Origin of the sequence: Streptomyces sp. NPDC051364 (genome assembly GCF_040682115.1) — a bacterium.
GTDB lineage: Bacteria > Actinomycetota > Actinomycetes > Streptomycetales > Streptomycetaceae > Streptomyces.
In genome coordinates this window covers 301,888-319,682 of the sequence record NZ_JBFBAH010000002.1, presented here as the reverse complement: position 1 = coordinate 319,682, position 17,795 = coordinate 301,888, and the positions used below count along the sequence as shown (strand labels likewise).

The 17,795-nt window shown below is 72.2% G+C and carries 20 protein-coding genes; 12 read left to right on the top strand and 8 right to left on the bottom strand.

Annotation, left to right across the window (positions count from 1 at the left end):
• Positions 1-85 precede the first annotated feature (85 nt).
• Positions 86-1,309, top strand: coding sequence for a saccharopine dehydrogenase NADP-binding domain-containing protein (locus AB0M76_RS05355; protein WP_365951626.1), 1,224 nt, complete (start codon positions 86-88; stop codon positions 1,307-1,309).
• 10 nt (positions 1,310-1,319) lie between these two features.
• Here the strand turns inward: AB0M76_RS05355 and AB0M76_RS05350 are convergent, their stop codons facing one another.
• Complete coding sequence (locus AB0M76_RS05350; protein ID WP_266661942.1) at positions 1,320-1,997, bottom strand: endonuclease V; 678 nt, start codon at positions 1,995-1,997, stop codon at positions 1,320-1,322.
• A gap of 26 nt (positions 1,998-2,023) precedes the next feature.
• Between AB0M76_RS05350 and AB0M76_RS05345 the strand changes: the two genes are divergently transcribed.
• A complete protein-coding gene (locus tag AB0M76_RS05345; protein WP_365951625.1) occupies positions 2,024-2,323 on the top strand; it encodes a YciI family protein in 300 nt (99 codons plus the stop codon).
• A gap of 760 nt (positions 2,324-3,083) precedes the next feature.
• On the opposite strand, the gene AB0M76_RS05340 is transcribed toward AB0M76_RS05345, so the two are convergent.
• Entirely contained in the window at positions 3,084-3,626 is a 543-nt protein-coding gene (locus tag AB0M76_RS05340) for a DoxX family membrane protein (protein WP_365951624.1), read from the bottom strand.
• Positions 3,627-3,989: 363 nt separating this feature from the next.
• Between AB0M76_RS05340 and AB0M76_RS05335 the strand changes: the two genes are divergently transcribed.
• Complete coding sequence (locus tag AB0M76_RS05335) at positions 3,990-4,547, top strand: GNAT family N-acetyltransferase (protein WP_365951623.1); 558 nt, start codon at positions 3,990-3,992, stop codon at positions 4,545-4,547.
• A gap of 7 nt (positions 4,548-4,554) precedes the next feature.
• On the opposite strand, the gene AB0M76_RS05330 is transcribed toward AB0M76_RS05335, so the two are convergent.
• Positions 4,555-5,661 carry an oxidoreductase gene (locus AB0M76_RS05330; RefSeq protein ID WP_365951622.1) on the bottom strand — a complete coding sequence of 369 codons (1,107 nt, stop codon included), beginning with the start codon at positions 5,659-5,661 and terminating at the stop codon, positions 4,555-4,557.
• 74 nt (positions 5,662-5,735) lie between these two features.
• Here AB0M76_RS05330 and AB0M76_RS05325 point away from each other — a divergent pair, with 74 nt between their 5' ends.
• From AB0M76_RS05325 to AB0M76_RS05310, 4 genes are all read left to right on the top strand, one after another.
• A complete protein-coding gene (locus AB0M76_RS05325) occupies positions 5,736-6,152 on the top strand; it encodes a (4Fe-4S)-binding protein (RefSeq protein WP_365951621.1) in 417 nt (138 codons plus the stop codon).
• 187 nt (positions 6,153-6,339) lie between these two features.
• On the top strand, positions 6,340-6,756 hold the full coding sequence (locus AB0M76_RS05320; RefSeq protein ID WP_365951620.1) for an SsgA family sporulation/cell division regulator: 417 nt from the start codon (positions 6,340-6,342) through the stop codon (positions 6,754-6,756).
• Positions 6,757-7,006: 250 nt separating this feature from the next.
• Positions 7,007-8,647 (top strand): ABC-F family ATP-binding cassette domain-containing protein, encoded by a 1,641-nt coding sequence (locus AB0M76_RS05315; protein WP_365951619.1) that lies wholly within the window; start codon positions 7,007-7,009, stop codon positions 8,645-8,647.
• A 239-nt stretch (positions 8,648-8,886) separates the two neighbouring features.
• Positions 8,887-9,858 (top strand): acyl-ACP desaturase, encoded by a 972-nt coding sequence (locus AB0M76_RS05310; protein ID WP_365951618.1) that lies wholly within the window; start codon positions 8,887-8,889, stop codon positions 9,856-9,858.
• A gap of 112 nt (positions 9,859-9,970) precedes the next feature.
• On the opposite strand, the gene AB0M76_RS05305 is transcribed toward AB0M76_RS05310, so the two are convergent.
• The 3 genes from AB0M76_RS05305 to ligD all read right to left on the bottom strand — a co-directional run bounded on the left by AB0M76_RS05305 (position 9,971) and on the right by ligD (position 12,177).
• On the bottom strand, positions 9,971-10,225 hold the full coding sequence (locus AB0M76_RS05305; protein ID WP_053790266.1) for a WhiB family transcriptional regulator: 255 nt from the start codon (positions 10,223-10,225) through the stop codon (positions 9,971-9,973).
• Between the two features lie 81 nt (positions 10,226-10,306).
• Positions 10,307-11,101 carry a VOC family protein gene (locus AB0M76_RS05300; RefSeq protein WP_365951617.1) on the bottom strand — a complete coding sequence of 265 codons (795 nt, stop codon included), beginning with the start codon at positions 11,099-11,101 and terminating at the stop codon, positions 10,307-10,309.
• Positions 11,102-11,157: 56 nt separating this feature from the next.
• Positions 11,158-12,177 (bottom strand): non-homologous end-joining DNA ligase, encoded by a 1,020-nt coding sequence (gene ligD, locus AB0M76_RS05295; RefSeq protein ID WP_365951616.1) that lies wholly within the window; start codon positions 12,175-12,177, stop codon positions 11,158-11,160.
• A 75-nt stretch (positions 12,178-12,252) separates the two neighbouring features.
• Between ligD and AB0M76_RS05290 the strand changes: the two genes are divergently transcribed.
• The gene (locus AB0M76_RS05290; RefSeq protein ID WP_365951615.1) at positions 12,253-13,326 is read left to right on the top strand and encodes an ATP-dependent DNA ligase; all 1,074 of its coding nucleotides are present in this window, start codon (positions 12,253-12,255) and stop codon (positions 13,324-13,326) included.
• A 50-nt stretch (positions 13,327-13,376) separates the two neighbouring features.
• On the opposite strand, the gene AB0M76_RS05285 is transcribed toward AB0M76_RS05290, so the two are convergent.
• Together AB0M76_RS05285 and AB0M76_RS05280 are read right to left on the bottom strand one after the other, a co-directional pair.
• Positions 13,377-14,789: an NAD(P)-binding protein gene (locus tag AB0M76_RS05285; protein ID WP_365951614.1), complete on the bottom strand. Its 1,413-nt coding sequence runs from the start codon at positions 14,787-14,789 to the stop codon at positions 13,377-13,379.
• Between the two features lie 105 nt (positions 14,790-14,894).
• A complete protein-coding gene (locus tag AB0M76_RS05280; protein WP_365951918.1) occupies positions 14,895-15,881 on the bottom strand; it encodes an FAD-dependent oxidoreductase in 987 nt (328 codons plus the stop codon).
• Between the two features lie 123 nt (positions 15,882-16,004).
• Here AB0M76_RS05280 and AB0M76_RS05275 point away from each other — a divergent pair, with 123 nt between their 5' ends.
• From AB0M76_RS05275 to AB0M76_RS05260, 4 genes are all read left to right on the top strand, one after another.
• Positions 16,005-16,670 carry an XRE family transcriptional regulator gene (locus AB0M76_RS05275; RefSeq protein WP_365951613.1) on the top strand — a complete coding sequence of 222 codons (666 nt, stop codon included), beginning with the start codon at positions 16,005-16,007 and terminating at the stop codon, positions 16,668-16,670.
• Positions 16,667-17,167: an NUDIX domain-containing protein gene (locus tag AB0M76_RS05270; protein WP_365951612.1), complete on the top strand. Its 501-nt coding sequence runs from the start codon at positions 16,667-16,669 to the stop codon at positions 17,165-17,167. Before AB0M76_RS05275 ends, AB0M76_RS05270 begins: the two co-directional genes overlap by 4 nt.
• A 103-nt stretch (positions 17,168-17,270) precedes the next feature.
• The gene (locus tag AB0M76_RS05265; RefSeq protein WP_365951611.1) at positions 17,271-17,543 is read left to right on the top strand and encodes a DUF6400 family protein; all 273 of its coding nucleotides are present in this window, start codon (positions 17,271-17,273) and stop codon (positions 17,541-17,543) included.
• Positions 17,530-17,787 carry a hypothetical protein gene (locus AB0M76_RS05260; RefSeq protein ID WP_365951610.1) on the top strand — a complete coding sequence of 86 codons (258 nt, stop codon included), beginning with the start codon at positions 17,530-17,532 and terminating at the stop codon, positions 17,785-17,787. The genes AB0M76_RS05265 and AB0M76_RS05260 overlap by 14 nt, the downstream gene beginning before the upstream one ends.
• Positions 17,788-17,795 lie beyond the last annotated feature (8 nt).

Here is a 17,795-nt window from a genome sequence, read left to right as displayed (position 1 = left end):
GCCGCCCCCGGGGCGCTGTTCTTCGTACCGTGGCCGCGCGCTAGCCTCAGCCACCGACAGGAGCGGGGAGCAGGGAGGAGCCGTGATGAACGAAGAGGTTCGCCGGAGCGACGAGGCCGTGGGGCGTGAGCGCCATCGTGACCGGGCCTATGACGTGGTGCTCTTCGGCGCGACCGGGTTCGTCGGGGCCCTGACCGCCGAGTACCTCGCCGCGCACGCCCCCGCCGGCTGCCGTTGGGCCCTCGCCGGCCGCGACCTCGGCAAACTGGAGCGGCTGCGCGAACGGCTGACCGCGCTCGACCCCGGGTGCGCGTCGCTGCCGCTGCTCCGCGCGGACGCCAAAGACGCACAGGCCGTACGGGAACTGGCAGCCTCCACGCGGGTCCTGGCCACGACCGTCGGACCGTACGTCCTGTACGGGGCGGAGCTGGTGGCTGCCTGCGCCGCGGCGGGCACGGACTACGTGGACCTCACGGGCGAGCCGGAGTTCGTGGACCGGACGTACGTCGAGCACGACGCCCGGGCCCGGGAGACCGGCGCGCGGCTGGTCCACGCCTGCGGCTTCGACTCGATCCCGGCCGACCTCGGCGCGTACTTCACCGTGGGGCAGCTGCCGCAGGGCGTGCCGCTGCGGGTGGACGGGTTCATGCGGTCCAACGCGGTCTTCTCCGGCGGGACCCTGGCCTCCGTCCTCACCGTCATGGGCCGCGGGCCGCAGACCCTGGCCGCGGCGCACGAGCGCCGGCTGCACGAGCCCCGGCTGCTGGAACGACGCGTACGGGGACCCCTGGGCGCCCCGCGGTTCAGCCGGGAGACCGGCGCCTGGGCGCTGCCGCTGCCGACCCTGGACCCCCGGATCGTGACCCGCTCGGCGGCCGCGCTGGAGCGGTACGGGCCGGACTTCCGCTACCGGCAGTACGCCTCGGTGAAGCACCTCCCGGTCGCCGTCGGCGGTACGGCGGCGGTCGGCGCGACGGCGGCCCTGGCGCAGCTCCCGGCGGCGCGGCGGTGGCTGATGAGCCGTTGGGAGCCGGGCCGCGGCCCGGACGCGGAGCGCCGGGCACGCAGTTGGTTCACGGTCCGCTTCGTGGGCGAGGGCGGCGGCCGCCGCGTGTTCACCGAGGTCTCGGGCGGCGACCCGGGCTACGGCGAGACCGCCAAGATGCTGGCGGAGTCGGCGCTGTGCCTCGCGTACGACGCCCTGCCGGAGCGGGCCGGCCAGCTCACCACGGCGGTGGCGATGGGCGACGCCCTGCTGGACCGGCTCCAGAAGGCCGGCATCCGCTTCCGGGTGGCCGCGCAGAAGTAGCGGGCGGTGGTCAGGAGGCTTCGCGCAGGGCCCGTCGGCAGAGGGAGTCGGCGTGCCGGGTGGACTCGGGGATCCGGAAGCGGGGACTCAGCGCGAGGGCGTGGGCGCAGGCGTTGTCGAGCGAGACCCGGTGGCCGACGGAGACGTACACCGGCTTGATCCGGTCCTGCGTCCGCAGCGCCCGCCCGACGACGGCGCCGTCGGCCGCGAGCAGCGGCGCGGCGTCGCCGCGCAGGGCCCCGGGCTCCTCGTAGGTGAACGTGAACGGGTTCTTCGCGACGCCCATGCTCGGCAGGCCCGTGACCACCCCGAGGTGGCAGGCGAGGCCGAAGCCGCGGGGGTGGGCGAGCCCGTAGCCGTCGCAGACGACGAGGTCGGGGGCCGCGGTGAGGGCGTCCAGCGCAGCCAGCACGGTGGGCAGCTCCCGGAAGGCGAGGAGCCCGGGCACGTACGGGAAGCTGACGTGCCCGACGGCGGTCGCCTCCTCGACGACCTCGAGAGTGGCGGCGTCGAGGACGACGGCCGCGGCGGCGACCAGGTCGCGCTCGTCGTCGTAGGCGACGTCCACGCCCGCGACCAGCCCGCGTCCGGGCGGCGGCCCGGTCTCGTCGAGCACGACGTGATGGCGGAGTTCGTCTTGTATCGCCCGGGCCTCGGCCTCGTCGGCAGGGGTCTTTACGCTCGTCATGATGGTGCGAGAGTAGCCTGGCGATCATGTTCGTCATGGAGCTCACCTACACCGCACCCGTCGAAGCCGTCGAAGAAGAGATGGACGCGCACATCGCCTGGCTGGACGGCTACTACGCATCGGGCGTCTTCCTCGCCTCGGGCCGCAAGGTCCCGCGCGACGGCGGCATCGTCCTGGCGGCCGGGGTCTCCCGCGGGGAGATCGAACGCATCGCGGCGGAGGACCCCTTCACCCTGGCCGGCGTCTGCGAGTACCGCATCACGGAGTTCATCGCGACGAAGACGTCGGGGGATCTGGCGGTGGTGCGGGAGAATCCGGTGGGTTAGGGGGCGGGTCTGTGCGCCCGGCGTCGGGAGGGACGGTCGGGACCTCCTCGGTCGGGGTCTGTGTGCTCGGGGTCGGGAGAGTGGATCGGGACCTCCTCCGGTCGGGGTCTGTGCGCTCGGGGTCGGGAGTGGGTACGGGGGCGTCCCGTCAGTCCACTGTCCTTCCGTGTCGTGCCGGCCCGTCAAGGGCGCTCTCTTCGTTCGCGTCGCTTCGCGATGGCCTTCGGCCACCCTTGACTGCCCGGCCCGCCCCGGAATGCCAAAGACTGCCGGGAAGCCCCCGAAGGATGGCCGGGGGGTTCAGGGTTCCGATCAGCCCGATCAGAGATGCCGAGCAGGGGCCCCTGTCCATCCGCACCCAGCCCACCAGGACCACCGAGCCGGGCCGGCGACGGGGCCGCGGGGAGGGGACGGCTCCCTCAAGGGCCCACAGGAAGCCCATTCCGGGTCCGGGCAGGGTCAACCTGCACCAGACAGCGGCGAGATGACGATGCGGCGAGGGGCGGGCCCGTGTCGCGTCAGATCGCCACGCGCTTCTCCCTCTTGGCGTCCGACGGCCGTCCGGGGCCGCTCATAAGCCGCTCGTGATCACTGCCTGTTCCCTGGTGAGGCGACTGCGGGTTGTTTGTCCCGGTTTGATGGGCGATTGGGAGATGAATGGGCGCCTGCCGGAGTGTGAGGTTGAGAAATCCGGCACCAGACTCCATCTGGCTGCCTATCGGCACAGAGGGGCCGACAGACCGGAGGGGCTCGGAGGGGGTCAGTCGCGGATGAGGAGGACGACGAATCCCACTACGGCTCCCAGGAGCAGCCCGAGGACGGAGTACCGGGGCCGCGACTCACGTAGGACGGGGAGGAAATGGTCGACGGAGAAGCGGCCCGGTCCGGTGAGGGTGAGGGCCACGACCCCGGCGAAGAGCACCGACTCGAGTTCCACACCCTTGGGGGCGAAGAAGGTGTTCAAGCCCCGAATGGCGAGGATGTTGATGAAGGAACCCGTCAGGGCCGCGCCGGCGAGCGGAGTGAGCAGGCCGAGCGCGAGACCGAGGCCACCCAGGGTCTCGGAGAGTCCGGCGATCACGGCCATGGCATCCCCGGCGGGGTAGCCACTCATCGAGAAGCCCTTGCCGGTCGCGGTGAGGCCCGGGCCCTTGAACCAGCCGAAGAGCTTCTGTGTGCCGTGGCCGGCCATGGTGAGGCCGACGACGAGCCGAAGCACAAGCAGGCCGACGTCGTGGGTCACGGTGGTGTCAGGAGTCGAGGTGGCACGAAAGATCGCGCGGTCCCGTCGTTCGTACGCCATGAACGTCCGTTCTTCCGTCCGCCGTGAACGACGGCCACCATATGACGGTCGTCCGAAATGCCCAGGCCGCAACGTCGTCCAACCGCATCGTCGACCCGTACGGCGCAGACCAAACCGCGCTCTCGCCGAGTGATGCGTGCCCAGCCCCAGACGGCCGCCGGACGCCAAGCAGAGAGAAGCGCGTTGCGATCTGACGCGTCCTCGGGCCCACTCCTGCCGACATGGTCATCTGGTCGCTGTCTGGAGACCGCCCCCGACGACCCGACCAACCCTCCCGACCCCGACCACACAGACCGCCCCGGCCCTCCCGACCTCCCCTCCCAACCCCGACCACAAGAACCCCGACACCCCCTGGAGCCCCACATGCACCACTCCCCCCGGCCCGCCGACCCCGCCGACATACCCGAGCTGGTTCGGCTTCGGGCCGTGGCCCTTGCCGCCCTTGGGGTTGACCCCGGGCCTCTCGATGCCGCCTGGCGGGATGTCGCCCGTGGGTGGTTCCTCGAGCGGATCACCGAACGCCCCGATGTGCACTGCCTGGTTGTCGGCGGAGCACCCGGCGAGCCCCTGCTGGCCACCGGCATGGCCTGGATCACGTACCACCTGCCCGGTCCCCGGTGGACCGACGGGCGCCGCGGCTACCTCGACGGGATCGTCACCGACGAAGGCGCCCGCGGACAGGGCCACGGCCGGCGGATCGTCGACGGGCTCACCGCCTGGCTGAACGGCAACGGGATCCACTACATCCAGCTGCACGCCAGCTCCGACGGCGAGCCCGTGTACAAGGCGGCGGGCTTCGTCACCGGCCGCTACCCGGGAATGGACCTGTTCACCACTCCACGGAACACCCCACAGGACACTCCACAGAACATCCCACAGGACACCCGGCAGGGCATCCCGCAGAACGCCCCCCACTCCTGATCGAGCGTCACGACCGCTCTTGCGGTTCCAGCCTCCCCACCCGCCCCTTCTCCCCCGCCGCCCAGCAGCCCCCGTCGCCGGCGCAGTCGACGGTGTCGAACGAGCCCGGCGTCAGCGACCACCAGCTCCTGCCGCCGTCCGTCGTGACGTCCGTGCCCGTCGGGCCCACCGCCAGGGCCGCGTCGCGCAGGTGCGGGAGCCAGGCCGCGCCCGAGCGGTACGCGGGTGGCGGGGTGTGGGCCGGGCGCCAGGTGCGGCCCGCGTCCGCCGATACGGCCGCGGCCTGCGGGGAGGCCTCGCCGGTGCGGTAGTCGCCGCCGACCGCGAGGCCCCTCGTACGGTCGCGGAAGGCCAGGGCGAAGACCCCCTTGGCCGGGTCGCCCGCAGGGATGCCCGATTCGGCGACCCGCCAGGTGCGGCCGCGGTCCGCCGAGTGCAGGATCCGGGCGACCGCGCCGCCGCCCGTGGCCAGCCAGACGTCGCGCGACCCGGCGCTCACCAGGCACTGGCCACTGGCTGCGAAGCCCGCCTCGCCCGGCAGCGCGTCCGGCATGCCCGTACTCGCCAGCACCGACCAGTTCCGGCCGCCGTCGTCCGTCGACAGGATCCGGAACCTGCCGTCCACCGGGTCGCTCATGGCCAGCCCGTGCCGGGAGTCGAAGAAGGTGAGGCAGTCGTAGAAGGCGCGCGGGTCGGGGTTGCGGAAGGTCTCGGTCCATGTGGCGCCGCCGTCCTCGGTGCGCAGCACCCGTGACGCCTCGCCCTCCCCGATGGACAGGGCCACTGCGCGCCGTGCGTCGAAGGCCTCGATGTCGCGCAGTTCCAGGCCTTCCGCGACCGCGCCCGGCGGTGAGACGTCGCGCCAGCTGCGGCCGCCGTCCGCGGTGCGCAGCACCGTGCCCTTGGAGCCGGCCACCCAGGCCGTGGAGCGGCTGACCGCGGCCAGCCCGCGGAAGCGGGAGTCCTTGCCGGTCTCCTTCAGCGCCCAGCCCACGCCGCGCAACCCCTGCACGTCGTACCCCTGCGCGTCGTGAACGTCCTCCGCGTACGCGGGGGCGGCCAGCAGCCCCACCGCCAGAGCCGCCGCGCACATGCCAACTCCCAGAAGTCTCATGGCGCCGGAAGCTAATGCACCCCGGATCCGGCGTCCAGGGTGCATCCGGGCCGCCGCGTTCCTACGGTGAAGCCATGCCCTCCAAGGAACCCAAGGCCTACGACGGCAAGCGCATCACCGTCACGTACGACACCGGCCGGTGTCTGCACGCCGCCGAGTGCGTGGGCGGACTGCCCGAGGTGTTCGACTCGGGGAAGCGTCCGTGGGTGCAGCCCGACGGGGCCAAGCCGGAGCGGGTGGCCGAGGTGATCCGTCGCTGCCCCTCGGGAGCGCTGCAGTACCGGCTCGCGGACGACGGGCCGGCCGAGGAGCCGGACCGGCCGACCACCGTCGTACGGTCGCCCGCCGGCCAGCTCGTGATGCGCGGCGATCTGCGCGTGACGACCCCCGACGGGACGGTCCGCAGGGAGACCAGGGCGATGCTTTGCGCCTGTGGAGTGAGCGGTAACCAGCCGTTCTGCGACCACTCCGGAGCGTGCGGCAGCGACTGAGGCCCCTTCGCGCGCACCCCTCACCCCCACTCACGCCGTCACTCTGTGCGATCAGACGGACGCGTTCCAGCCAATCGGTGACACAGCTCACGTCAGTTCGCGTGCACGGATTTGCCGATTCCGGCGTCTATCCGGTTGCCGGGTTCCACCCACGCCCGGCAGCAGATCCGCCGCAAGGGAGCGAGCCTTGATCACTGTTATCGAGCAGGCCGTGCAGGCCCGTCTGGTCGCCACCGCCCCGAAGGTCGAGACCGTACCCGTCACGCTCTGCTACGACCGTGCGGATCCCTTCGCCGTGCGCATGGCCTTCCCCGCCCCCGCCACCCTCGAAGGCGTCGAGGTCTCGTGGACCTTCGCGCGCGAGCTCCTCGAATCGGGGCTGGACCGCCCGACGGGGTGCGGCGACGTGCGGGTGCGGCCGTACGACGTCGACCGGACCACGATCGAGTTCCACGCGCCCGAGGGCGTGGCGATCGTGCTGATGCTGACGGCCGAACTGCACCGGTTCCTGGAACGGGCCGCGACGGTCGTGCCGCCGGGTCTGGAGCACCTGTACCTCGACATGGACCACAGCCTGGCCGAGCTCATGCGCGATCCCCACTGACGCCGAACCGCCCGACCCGCCGCTGTTATTCGTTTGCGGGCGGCCCCGGCCGCCCGTAGTTTCGTAGGCGCCCCACCGCCGTCGAAACGGAGCAGGACATTGTTCGTCTGAGGTTGGAGACACCGACCGAACACGCCACCCTCGTCAGCACGTGCCTCCGGCCGTGACCGTGACGCCATGACCGTGGCTGTATCCACCGTTGGCTGTCTCCCCGCGTTGCACGCACCACTCACGCAACCTGGAGGCCTCCATGAGTCATGCCCCTGCTTTCATCACCTGTTCCGCCCTGTCCTTCGACTGGCCCGACGGCACTCCCGTCTTCGAGGACCTCCACCTGGCCGTCGGCCCCGGCCGTACCGGCCTGATCGGGCTCAACGGCTGCGGGAAGTCCACCCTGCTGAAGCTCTTCGCAGGTGAACTGACCCAGTCCGACGGCCGGTTGTCGGTGGCCGGCACCGTCGGACACCTCCCGCAGAGCGTCACTCTCGACACAGCCCTGCGCGTCGACGAGGCGCTCGGCATCCGTGCCACCCGCGCCGCCCTGCACGCCATCGAGGCGGGCGAGGCCACCGAGGCGAACTTCGCCGCGGTCGGCGACGACTGGGATGTCGAGGAACGGGCCCTGGCCGCCCTCGACCAGCTCGGGCTCGCCCGGATCGGCCTGGACCGTACGGTCGGCGAACTCTCCGGCGGCGAATGCGTGTTGCTGCGCCTCGCGGCCCTGCTGCTCGCCCGCCCCGACGTCCTGCTGCTGGACGAGCCGACGAACAACCTCGATCTGCGCGCCCGGCGCCGCCTGTACGCGGCGGTCGAGTCCTGGTCCGGGGTGATGCTCCTGGTCAGCCACGACCGGGAGCTGCTGGAGAGGGTCGACCAGATCGCCGACCTGCACGACGGCGAAGTCCGCTGGTACGGAGGGAACTTCAGCGCGTACGAGGAGCAGCTCGCCGCCGAGCAGGACGCGGCCGAGCGGATGGTCCGGGTCGCGGAGGCCGACGTACAGCGGCAGAAGCGGGAACTGTCCGACGCCCACGGAAAGTTGGTCCGGCGCAAGCGGTACGGCCAGAAGATGAACGACTCGAAACGCGAGCCGAAAATCGTCATGGGTGCCCGCAAGCGCGCGGCCCAGGAGTCGGCCGGCAAGCACCGCATCCTGCACACCGAGAAGCTGGCGCAGGCGAAGAAGCGGCTGGACCAGGCGGTGGAGGCCGTCCGGGACGACGACGAGATCCGGATCCGGCTGCCCGCCACGCAGGTCCCGCCGGGGCGTCGGGTCCTGACCCTGAGCAATGTGCACCTGGTGCACGGGGCCAGGGCTGCGGGCGAGTGGGAGCTGCGCGGTCCGGAGCGGATCGCACTCGTGGGCCGCAACGGTTCGGGCAAGACGACCCTGCTGCGCACGATCGCGGGGCTGCTCCCGCCGGCGTCCGGCGAGGCGGTGACCCACGTGCCGACGCGGTTCCTGCCACAGCGGCTGGACGTGCTCGACGAGAGCCGTTCGGTGGTCGAGAACGTGGCGCGCTTCGCCCCGCAGGCCTCGAACAACCTGATCCGGGCGCGGCTCGCGCACTTCCTGCTCCGGGGCGCCCGGGCGGACCGGCCGGCCGGCACCCTGTCGGGCGGCGAGCGGTTCCGGGCGGCGCTGGCGGCGCTGCTGCTGGCGGAGCCGGCTCCGCAGCTGCTGATGCTGGACGAACCGACGAACAACCTGGATCTGGCGAGCGTGCGGCAGCTGACGGGCGCGCTGGAGTCGTACGAGGGCGCGCTGCTGGTGGCGAGCCATGACGTGCCGTTCCTGGAATCGATCGGGATCACGCGGTGGCTGATGCTCGACGGCGAGATGCGGCCGACCACGGCCGAGGAGGTGCGGGAGGCGCTCTGGCACGAGTGACGGACTGCGCCCGTCCCCGCCGTCCCGGTCCCCGGCGTCAAGGAAGGCGTCGGGGACCACCTGTCGGCGTGACTTTCGCTCCCTCGCGCCCTTCCGGCACGCCCACAAACTGCATAGATAACCGGATGTAATCGGGCATATGAACGCCTGGGGCTTGGCGGGCTCCTCACGCTCCGCTTAACCTACGGGTTCGTAGGCTACGGAACCGTAGGTAATTCGCTTTGTCCCCAGGAGCACCCGTGACGATCACCTCTCCCCACCTCGGCAGCTCGGAGGCGTGGACCGACGCCAAGCTGCTGTACGCGCTGGAAGAGGTGGTCGAGAAGGAACTCGACCGCCATCTGAAGGTCACCAAGGACTGGATGCCCCACGAGTACGTCCCGTGGAGCGACGGCCGGAACTTCCCGGGCTTCTTCGAGGACGGCGAGGCCTGGGACCCCCAGCAGTCCAAGGTCACCGACATCGGCAAGATCGCGCTGGTCGTGAACCTGCTGACCGAGGACAACCTCCCCAGCTACCACCACGAGATCGCCACGCTCTTCGGGCGCAACGGCGCCTGGGGTACCTGGGTGCACCGCTGGACGGCCGAGGAGGGCCGCCACGGCATCGTGATGCGCGACTACCTGCTGGCCTCGCGCGCCGTGGACCCGGACAAGCTCGAAGCGTTCCGCATGCAGCACATGTCGGAGGGCTTCGAGTCCGACAACCGCCACTCGATGCTGCACTCGGTGGCCTACGTGGCCTTCCAGGAGCTCGCGACCCGCATCTCGCACCGGAACACCGGCCACCAGTCCGGTGACCCGGTCTGTGACCGGATGCTGGCCCGCATCGCGCAGGACGAGAACCTGCACATGATCTTCTACCGGAACCTGCTGGGCGCCGCCTTCGAGCTCGCCCCGGACCTGACGATGGAGGCAGTGCGGGACGTCGTGGTCAACTTCCGGATGCCCGGACACGGCATGCCCGGCTTCGAGCGCATGGCCGCCCAGATGGCGATCGGCGGGGTCTACAACCTGCGGATCCACCACGACGACGTACTGAGCCCCGTGATCCGCTTCCTCAAGATCATGGACATCGACGGTCTCGGCCCCGAGGGCCAGAAGGCCCAGGAGGAGCTGGGGCTCTTCATGAACGGTCTGGACTCCGAGGCCCGCAAGTTCGACGAGCGCCTGGCCGCCCGCGCGGCCCGCATCGCGGCCCGCAAGGCCTGACCGCTCGGACAGGTCAACCGAAACCCTGGCAGAGCCGTACTCTGCCAGGGTTTCGTGTTGCGCAGCAGTCGGGCCGGCGCCGTCGTCAGGCTTGCGCGGCCGTCGGGCCCGGTCAGCTGCGCGGGCGCAGGGCGAGGCGCTCCGACTCCGAGAGGCCGCCCCAGACGCCGAAGCGCTCGTCGTTGGCCAGGGCGTACTCCAGGCATGCCACGCGGCCCTCGCACGCCCCGCACAACCGCTTCGCGTCCCGCAGGGACGAGCCGGGCTCCGGGAAGAAGAAGCCCGGGCCCGTCTGGGCGCAGAGGGCGAGGTCGTACCAGGCGGGCGCGGTGGTGGCAGTGGTGGCGGTAGCGGTGTTCATCGACATGCCGGAGATACTCACCGCCGCCGATGGACGTCCGATCAACGCCTGATCAACACCGGCTCACTCCCCGACCGACGCAGGGCCTCAGGCCCCCGGCGCGGGAGCGCTGGCTATGACCGCGAACCGCGCACCGTAGGGGTCCGCCAGCTTCGCGAAGCGGCCGACGCCCTCCATGAACACCGGCGACAGCCGGACCTTGCCACCCGACTCCTCGGCCTTGGCCGCCGTCACATCGCAGTCGGCGACCTCGAAGTACGGGGTCCAGTAGGGGCGTTCGGCATCCTCCACCGGGTCCGAACCGATCGGGACCAGGCCGCCGAAGGCCGCGTCGTCAGGCGTGCCCGCCGCCTTGACCATCGTGTACGAGCCGCCTTCGAAGGGCATCTCGCTGATCTCCCAGCCGAAGACCGAGCCGTAGAACGCCGCGGCCGCCTGCACATCGCTCGTGTACAGCTCGGTCCAGCACAGGGTGCCGACGTCGGTCACCGCACCGAGGCCTCCGATCCTGCCCGGCTGCCAGATCGAGAACGTGACCCCCGCCGGGTCGGCGAAGATCGCCATCCGGCCGAGGCCCATGACGTCCCTGGGTTCGACGGCCACCGTGCCGCCCGCCTTGACCACGGCGGCCGCAGTGGCGTCCGCGTCGGGGCTCTGGAAGTACAGCGTCCAGGCCGACCGGACCTCCTCCGGCGCGACGGCCATGCCGCCCGCCACCGTCTTGCCGCCGAGGTGGAACATCGCGTATCCGCCGGCTTCCTCGCCGCCCGGCCGGAAGTCCCAGCCGAACAGTCCGGTGTAGAACCCGGCGGCGCCGTCGAGGTTGGGCGTGCCGAGGTCGACCCAGTTCGGGGAGCCGTCTTTGTAGTCCGTCGTGAGCATGACCCGTACTCCTTCCGTCCTCACTACGAGCATGGCACCCGCCACTGACAGCGGGCTCAGTCCTCGTGCTTCGCGCGGCTCGGCTGGACGCGCTTCGGTTCGCCCGGCATCTTCGGGTAGTCCGGCGGGTACGGCATGTCGCCCAGGCCGTGGTCGTGTTCGTGGCGGTCGGCCAGTTCCAGGGCCGCGTCCAGGGTGAAAGCGTGGTCGTCCATGTCCGCATGCAGGTCGCCGAGTTCGGCGTAGCGCGCGGGCATGGTGGTGATGTCGAAGTCGCGGGGCTCGGCGGAGTCGATCTCGTCCCAGCGCAGCGGGGCCGAGACCGGGGCGTGCGGGCGCGGGCGTACGGAGTAGGCGGAGGCGATGGTGCGGTCGCGGGCGGTCTGGTTGTAGTCGACGAAGATCCGCTCACCGCGCTCCTCCTTCCACCACGCCGTGGTCACCTTCCCGGGCATTCGCTGTTCCAGCTCCCGGCCGATCGCGATCGCGCAGCGCCGGACCTCGGTGAAGGTCCAGCGCGGCTCGATCGGGACGAAGACGTGCAGACCGCGCCCGCCCGAGGTCTTGGGCCAGCCGCGCAGGCCCAGGTCCTCCAGTACGTCGCGCAGTTCGTGGGCGCAGATCACCGCGTGGTGGTAGTCGGTGCCCGGCTGCGGGTCCAGGTCGATGCGCAGCTCGTCGGGCCGGTCGGTGTCCTCGCGGCGCACCGGCCAGGGGTGGAAGGTCAGGCAGCCCAGGTTGGCCGCCCACAGTACGGCGGCGGGCTCGGTCGGGCAGATCTCGTCGGCCGTCCGCCCGGAGGGGAATTCGATGTGGGCGGTCGGGATCCAGTCGGGCAGGTTCTTCGGGGCCCGCTTCTGGAAGAAGGACTCGCCCTCCACGCCTTCGGGGTAGCGCTCCAGGGTGGTGGGCCGGTTGCGCAGGGCGCGGGTGATCCCGTCGCCCACGGTCAGGTAGTACTGCGCCACGTCCAGCTTCGTCAGGCCCCGCTCGGGGAAGTACACCTTGTCCGGGCTGGACAGCCGCACCGTCCGCCCGCCCGCGTCCAGCTCGATCGCATTACCGGATGCACCCATGTGCGCCACGGTAGGCGGGCCCGGCCAGGTGCGCATACCGGGCGGGTCGGGGCGTACCATCGCAGAATCTAAGACATGGATCTGCCCGTGATGCCGCCCGTGAAGCCGATGCTCGCCAAGTCGGTGACCAAGATCCCGCCGGGTATGCAGTACGAGGCGAAGTGGGACGGCTTCCGGGCCGTCGTGCACCGCGACGGCGACGAAGTGGAGATCGGCAGCCGCACCGGCAAGACCCTGACCCGGTACTTTCCCGAGCTGGTGACCGCGCTGAAGGACAACCTGCCGCCCCGCTGCGTGGTGGACGGCGAGATCGTCATCGTTCACGGCGGGCGGCTCGACTTCGACCGGCTGACCGAGCGGATCCATCCCGCGCAGTCCCGTGTCGACATGCTGGCGCAGAAGACCCCCGCCAGCTTCGTCGCCTTCGATCTGCTCGCGCTCGGCGACGAGGCGCTCCTCGACACCCCGCTCACCGACCGCCGCACCGCCCTCACCGACGCCCTGTCCACCGCTCGGCCCCCCGTTCATCTCGCGCCCGCGACCACCGACCCTGCGCTCGCGCAGGAATGGTTCGAGCGGTTCGAGGGCGCCGGGCTCGACGGGGTGATCGCCAAACCGCTCGATCTCCCCTACCGGCCCGATGCCCGTCTCATGTTCAAGATCAAGCACGAGCGTACGGCCGACGTCGTCATCGCGGGTTTCCGTTTCCACAAGAGCGGTCCGATTGTCGGATCGCTGCTCCTGGGCCTGCACGACGCCCACGGCGCCCTCCAGCACGTGGGGGTCTGCGCCGCCTTCCCGATGAAGCGCCGCGCCGAGCTGGTGGACGAGCTAGCACCGCTCCGGATGGACGACACCACCGGGCACCCGTGGGCCGCCTGGGCCGAGGAGTCCGCCCACGAGAGTGCCCGGCTGCCCGGCGCGCAGAGCCGCTGGACCGGCAAGAAGGACCTCTCCTGGGTGCCGCTGCGCCCCGAACGCGTCTGCGAGGTGGCGTACGACCACATGGAGGGCGACCGCTTCCGGCACACCGCCCAGTTCCGCCGCTGGCGGCCCGACCGGGCACCGGAGAGCTGTACGTACGCCCAGCTCGAGGAGGTCGTCGGCTACGACCTCGCCGAGGTCCTCGGCGAGGCCGCCGGCGCGTAGGCGGCCTCCCCCGGCCCGGCGCCGGAGGACACGTCCTCAGGACCCCGCCCTCAGGACCCCGCCGTCAGCTTCTCCCACTCCTCCCGGTCCGGGCCCACCACGTGCGGCGCGTAGTCCGGCCGGGCCGCCAGCCAGCGCGCCACCCGGGCCCGGACCTCCGGATCCGCGTACGCCCGCTCCGGCGGCTCGGCCAGGTGCCTGACCCGCGCCCGGGCCCGCATCACCTCGGGATCCTCCAGGGCGCACTCGAACAGCGCGGCCACCTCGCGGGCCGTCCCCGTCCGCCCGGCCCGGGTCGCGAACCGCTCGCCGATGGCCGCGTCGGCCACCACCTGGAAGTCGAACCACGGCTTCAGGGTGCGTACGGCCCACGCGTGGTACTCGGCGGCGAACCGCGCCGATCCAGGGTCCTGGTGCGCCGTACGGGCAACCCTGCGGGCGGCCCACAGCGCGAGCGAGGTGCCCTGCCCGAGCGTCGGGTTGGTGTGCGTGATCGCGTCCCCGACCGGCACCAGTCCGGTCGCCACCGGCCCCTGCTCGTCGACGAGCGCGCTCCACCGGTTGTCCAGGCTCGCCGTGGCGAGTACGCCGGACAGCGGTTGGGCGCCCAGGTCCAGCCAGGCCGCGCCGGGCGGGAAGGCCCGGGCTGCGGCCTCGAAGACGGCGGGATCGCGCAGGGCGGAGCGGGTGGTGTCCCGGGTGTGGACGAACAGGGTCACGGCGAACACCCGGTTGTCGGCCGGGAAGACCGCGCAGCCGGCGAACGTGCCGCCGGTCACCGCCCACGGCCGGCGCGGGCCCTCCTCCAGCCCCTCGGGCAGCCGGTACCAGCGGCAGAAGTACGCCAGCCCCGTGCGGTGGCGTTCCACGAGCGCCGGGCGGCAGCCCGCCGCGGCCAGCAGCCGCTCGACCCCGCCGCGCCGTCCGCCCGCGTCCACGACGAGGTCCGCCGCGTACGCACCGTCCTGTGTGGTCACGCCCGTCACGCGCACCCCGCAGGCTCCGGGCCCGGCGTCCGTCAGCCCGGTCGTCGTCAGTCCGGTCACGGGCTCCCCGTGGTGCATGACCGCCCCCGGTTCGGCGCGCAGGGCCGTGGCGAGCGCGCTCTCCAGCACGATGCGCCGGGCCTGCAGCATCACGAGGTCCTCGTCGCCGGGCAGCGCGGGCGGGCGTACCTCGAACCAGTCCAGCTCGTGCCGTTCGCGGGCGCCGAGCCGCAGCATCTCCGCGTGGACGTCGGGCAGTTCGTCCCGCAGCACGGTGCGGGCCGCGCCGAGCAGGGCGTGCGGCTGGGTGGCCTGCGGGACGCCGGGCCGGTGCCAGCCGAAGAAGTCCCGGTCGAGTGCGGCGCCGGGGGCGCGCGTGTCCCGTTCGAAGAGTTCGGCGGTGTGTCCGTGCCGCGCCGCGAGCAGCGCGGTCGCCAGCCCTCCGACACCTCCGCCGATGACCAGCACATGTGCCATTGCGTGCCCCCCGAGCCTCTGAGCCGTTGAAACGGTACGAAGATCAGACCGCTCAGAGCTTGCACGGACGGACCCTGACCGAAACCCGCACACCTGTCCGATGCGCTACGCCTCGCCCACGTTCCTGCCCACGCGGTGGGCCTCGAGGGCCTGCCGGGTCTCCTCCTCGATCAGGTCGGTGTTGATCGCCACGGCCGCACGCACCCCGGCCGCGGCCGCGCCGGCCAGCTGTTCCATCGGGCCGGCCACGTTCCCGGCCGCCCAGACGCCCCGCAGCGCGGTGGCCCCGGTCGCCGGATCCGCTTCGAGGCAGGTGCCGATCGCCTCCCCGGCCCGCTCCACGCCGGCGACGGGCCGTCCCAGGCTCGCCGCCACCCCGGCGCGGGCGGTGAACCGCGGCCCCACCACGAGGGCCGTGCACGCCACGGCGCCTCCGCCGGCCACGGCCACCCCGGCCAGCCGGCCGTCGACGATGTCGAGGCCGGTCACCTCGCCCTCCGCCACCGCGATGCCGAGGGCGGCCAGCAGCTCCCGGTCCTCGTCGGTGAGCGGCCAGGTGTGGGACAGCAAGGTGACCCGGTGGCTCCAGTTCCGCCACATCTGCGCCTGGTGCACGGCGACCGGGCCGGTGGCCAGCACCGCGATCGGCTCGTCGCGGACCTCCCAGCCGTGGCAGTACGGGCAGTGCAGCACGTCCCGCCCCCAGCGCTCCCGGAGCCCCGCAATCTCCGGCAGCTCGTCCACCAGGCCGGTGGCGATCAGCAGCCGGCCGGCCCTGACCGCCGACCCGTCGGCGCACCGGACCAGGAAGCCGCCCCCGGGCAGCCGGTCGGCCGCGATCGCGGTGCCGGCCGCTCCGGACCGGATCCCGCCCCCGTACCCGGCGACCTCCGCCCGCCCCACGGCCAGCAGCTCCGCCGGGCTCGCCCCGTCCCGGCCCAGGTATCCGTGCAGGTGGGCGGCAGGGGCGTTGCGGGGGCTGCCGGAGTCGAGTACGAGTACCGACCGGCGGGCCCGGGCCAGGGTCAGCGCCCCGGCGAGTCCGGCGGTCCCGCCGCCCACTACCACCACGTCGAAGAAGCCCGCTTGCATGTCGCTGTCGTCGCCGATGCCGATGCCGATGCCGATGCCGTCCGTTGCGTTGTCCATACCGGTGAGGGTGTGGCCGCAGGCGCCCGCTTGACAAATACTCTTGCCGAACCGGCAAATGGAGCCATGGCCACCGAGGAGCAGCCGCAACGGCAGCGGGACGACCAGCGGCAGCAGGACGACGAGGAACTCGCGGACGTGCTGACCGCCGTCGGGCCACGGCTGCGCGCCCTGCGCCTACAGCGCGGCAGCACCCTCGCCCAGCTCGCCGAGGCCACCGGAATCTCGCTCTCCACCCTCTCCCGGCTGGAGTCCGGGCAGCGCCGGCCGACTCTGGAGCTGCTGCTTCCGCTGGCCAAGGCGCACCGCGTGGCGCTGGACGAGCTGGTCGGCGCGCCGGAGACGGGTGATCCGCGGATCCGCCCGCGGCCGTTCGTCCGGCACGGCTGCACGTACGTGCCGCTCAGCCGCAATTTCGGCGGGGTGCACGCGTTCAAGCAGATCCTGCCGCCCCTGGACGGGCCGCTGGTCGACCCGGAGCTGCAGGTCCACGAGGGTTACGAGTGGCTGTACGTGCTCTCGGGTCAGGTCCGGCTGCTGCTCGGCGAGCACGACCTCGTACTCGGCGCCGGGGAGGCCGCCGAGTTCGACACCCGCACCCCGCACGCCTTCTTCAATGCGGGTCCGCAGCCCGCCGAGTTCCTCAGCCTCTTCGGACCGCAGGGCGAGCGGATCCACGTACGCGCCAGACCCACCACCCCACCGAAGCAGGAAAGCGGAGCACAGCGATGACGACGCCGAACGACCGGCCCGAACGTCCCGCCCGGGCCGTCCCGCAGCCCAACGCCGTCGTCGGCGTCGGGCTGGTCGTGGCCGACGCCGAGGGCCGGGTACTCCTCGGGCAGGCGCACGACGGCCGCTGGGAGCTGCCCGGCGGGAAGGTCGACCCCGGGGAGAGCTTCGAGCAGGCCGCGGCCCGGGAGCTGGCCGAGGAGACGGATCTGCGGGTGGCTCCCGAGGACGTCCGGATCCTGACCGTCCAGCTCTCCCCGAAGGCCGGGGTGACCCGCCTGACCGCGGGGGCCGTCACCACCTCCGCCGAGGGCACCCCCAGGGTCACGGAGCCGCACAAGATCCTGCGCTGGCAGTGGTTCGCCCCGGATGAGATCCCGGATGCCCTGTACGCCCCCTCGACGGCGGTCCTGCGTACGTGGCGCCCCGAGCTCGGGCCGACCCTGCCGCCCGTGCCGTCGTACGACTACGCGACGGCACAGGGCCCGACGGCATAAGGGTCCGGCGGCGTGGGACCCGCCCGCAGGGGGCCGGCGACCTGCTGTGACATCTCCCACCCCCTCTTGCCACAGGAAAGAAGGCATACCTAAGTTCAGACGTATGGCCCCACACCGCCCCACACCCCCCACCGGCCCGGGCACCCCGGCGCTGGTCGACTTCACCGTCGACCTCACCGCGCAGGAGGTGCTCCGCCGGGCCCAGGTCATGGAAGCCCTCGGCTCCGACTGGGACCCGATCGAGGTACTGCACGGCGAGGAGGCGGCGTACGACCTGCTGTACTCCGGCCTCGACGAGGAGCAGCAGCGCGTGTACGACGACCTGGTCGCGGCCGGCGTGCTGCCCTCGCGCGGGGGCGGCCATGCTGCCGCTTGACCCGCAGGCGGACCTCGGGCGCCGCGCGTGGGTCGCCTGTCCGAGCTGCAACGACAGTCGCGGGTGTGATCCGTGCGAGCAGCGGCGCACGTGCTCCGAGCACTGGCGCTACCTGCTGTCCAACACCGGCAGCCTGCTGCACCTGCAGTGCCCGTCCTGCACGCACGTCTGGGTGCACGAGAGCGGTTTCGGCGCGACCCGTTCCCTGTGGAACCGCATCACCAGCGGCCGCACCGGGCTCTGACCCGGGCG

Coding starts and splice junctions, on each gene's coding strand:
- AB0M76_RS05335 (WP_365951623.1), top strand. CDS start 3,990: ATGCACCACTCCCCCCGGCCCGCCGACCCCGCCGACATACCCGAGCTG.
- AB0M76_RS05340 (WP_365951624.1), bottom strand. CDS start 3,626: ATGGCGTACGAACGACGGGACCGCGCGATCTTTCGTGCCACCTCGACT.
- AB0M76_RS05355 (WP_365951626.1), top strand. CDS start 86: ATGAACGAAGAGGTTCGCCGGAGCGACGAGGCCGTGGGGCGTGAGCGC.
- AB0M76_RS05345 (WP_365951625.1), top strand. CDS start 2,024: ATGTTCGTCATGGAGCTCACCTACACCGCACCCGTCGAAGCCGTCGAA.
- ligD (WP_365951616.1), bottom strand. CDS start 12,177: ATGGGTGCATCCGGTAATGCGATCGAGCTGGACGCGGGCGGGCGGACG.
- AB0M76_RS05330 (WP_365951622.1), bottom strand. CDS start 5,661: ATGAGACTTCTGGGAGTTGGCATGTGCGCGGCGGCTCTGGCGGTGGGG.
- AB0M76_RS05305 (WP_053790266.1), bottom strand. CDS start 10,225: ATGTCGATGAACACCGCTACCGCCACCACTGCCACCACCGCGCCCGCC.
- AB0M76_RS05265 (WP_365951611.1), top strand. CDS start 17,271: ATGGCCCCACACCGCCCCACACCCCCCACCGGCCCGGGCACCCCGGCG.
- AB0M76_RS05260 (WP_365951610.1), top strand. CDS start 17,530: ATGCTGCCGCTTGACCCGCAGGCGGACCTCGGGCGCCGCGCGTGGGTC.
- AB0M76_RS05315 (WP_365951619.1), top strand. CDS start 7,007: ATGAGTCATGCCCCTGCTTTCATCACCTGTTCCGCCCTGTCCTTCGAC.
- AB0M76_RS05350 (WP_266661942.1), bottom strand. CDS start 1,997: ATGACGAGCGTAAAGACCCCTGCCGACGAGGCCGAGGCCCGGGCGATA.
- AB0M76_RS05285 (WP_365951614.1), bottom strand. CDS start 14,789: ATGGCACATGTGCTGGTCATCGGCGGAGGTGTCGGAGGGCTGGCGACC.
- AB0M76_RS05325 (WP_365951621.1), top strand. CDS start 5,736: ATGCCCTCCAAGGAACCCAAGGCCTACGACGGCAAGCGCATCACCGTC.
- AB0M76_RS05275 (WP_365951613.1), top strand. CDS start 16,005: ATGGCCACCGAGGAGCAGCCGCAACGGCAGCGGGACGACCAGCGGCAG.
- AB0M76_RS05290 (WP_365951615.1), top strand. CDS start 12,253: ATGGATCTGCCCGTGATGCCGCCCGTGAAGCCGATGCTCGCCAAGTCG.
- AB0M76_RS05300 (WP_365951617.1), bottom strand. CDS start 11,101: ATGCTCACGACGGACTACAAAGACGGCTCCCCGAACTGGGTCGACCTC.
- AB0M76_RS05280 (WP_365951918.1), bottom strand. CDS start 15,881: ATGCAAGCGGGCTTCTTCGACGTGGTGGTAGTGGGCGGCGGGACCGCC.
- AB0M76_RS05270 (WP_365951612.1), top strand. CDS start 16,667: ATGACGACGCCGAACGACCGGCCCGAACGTCCCGCCCGGGCCGTCCCG.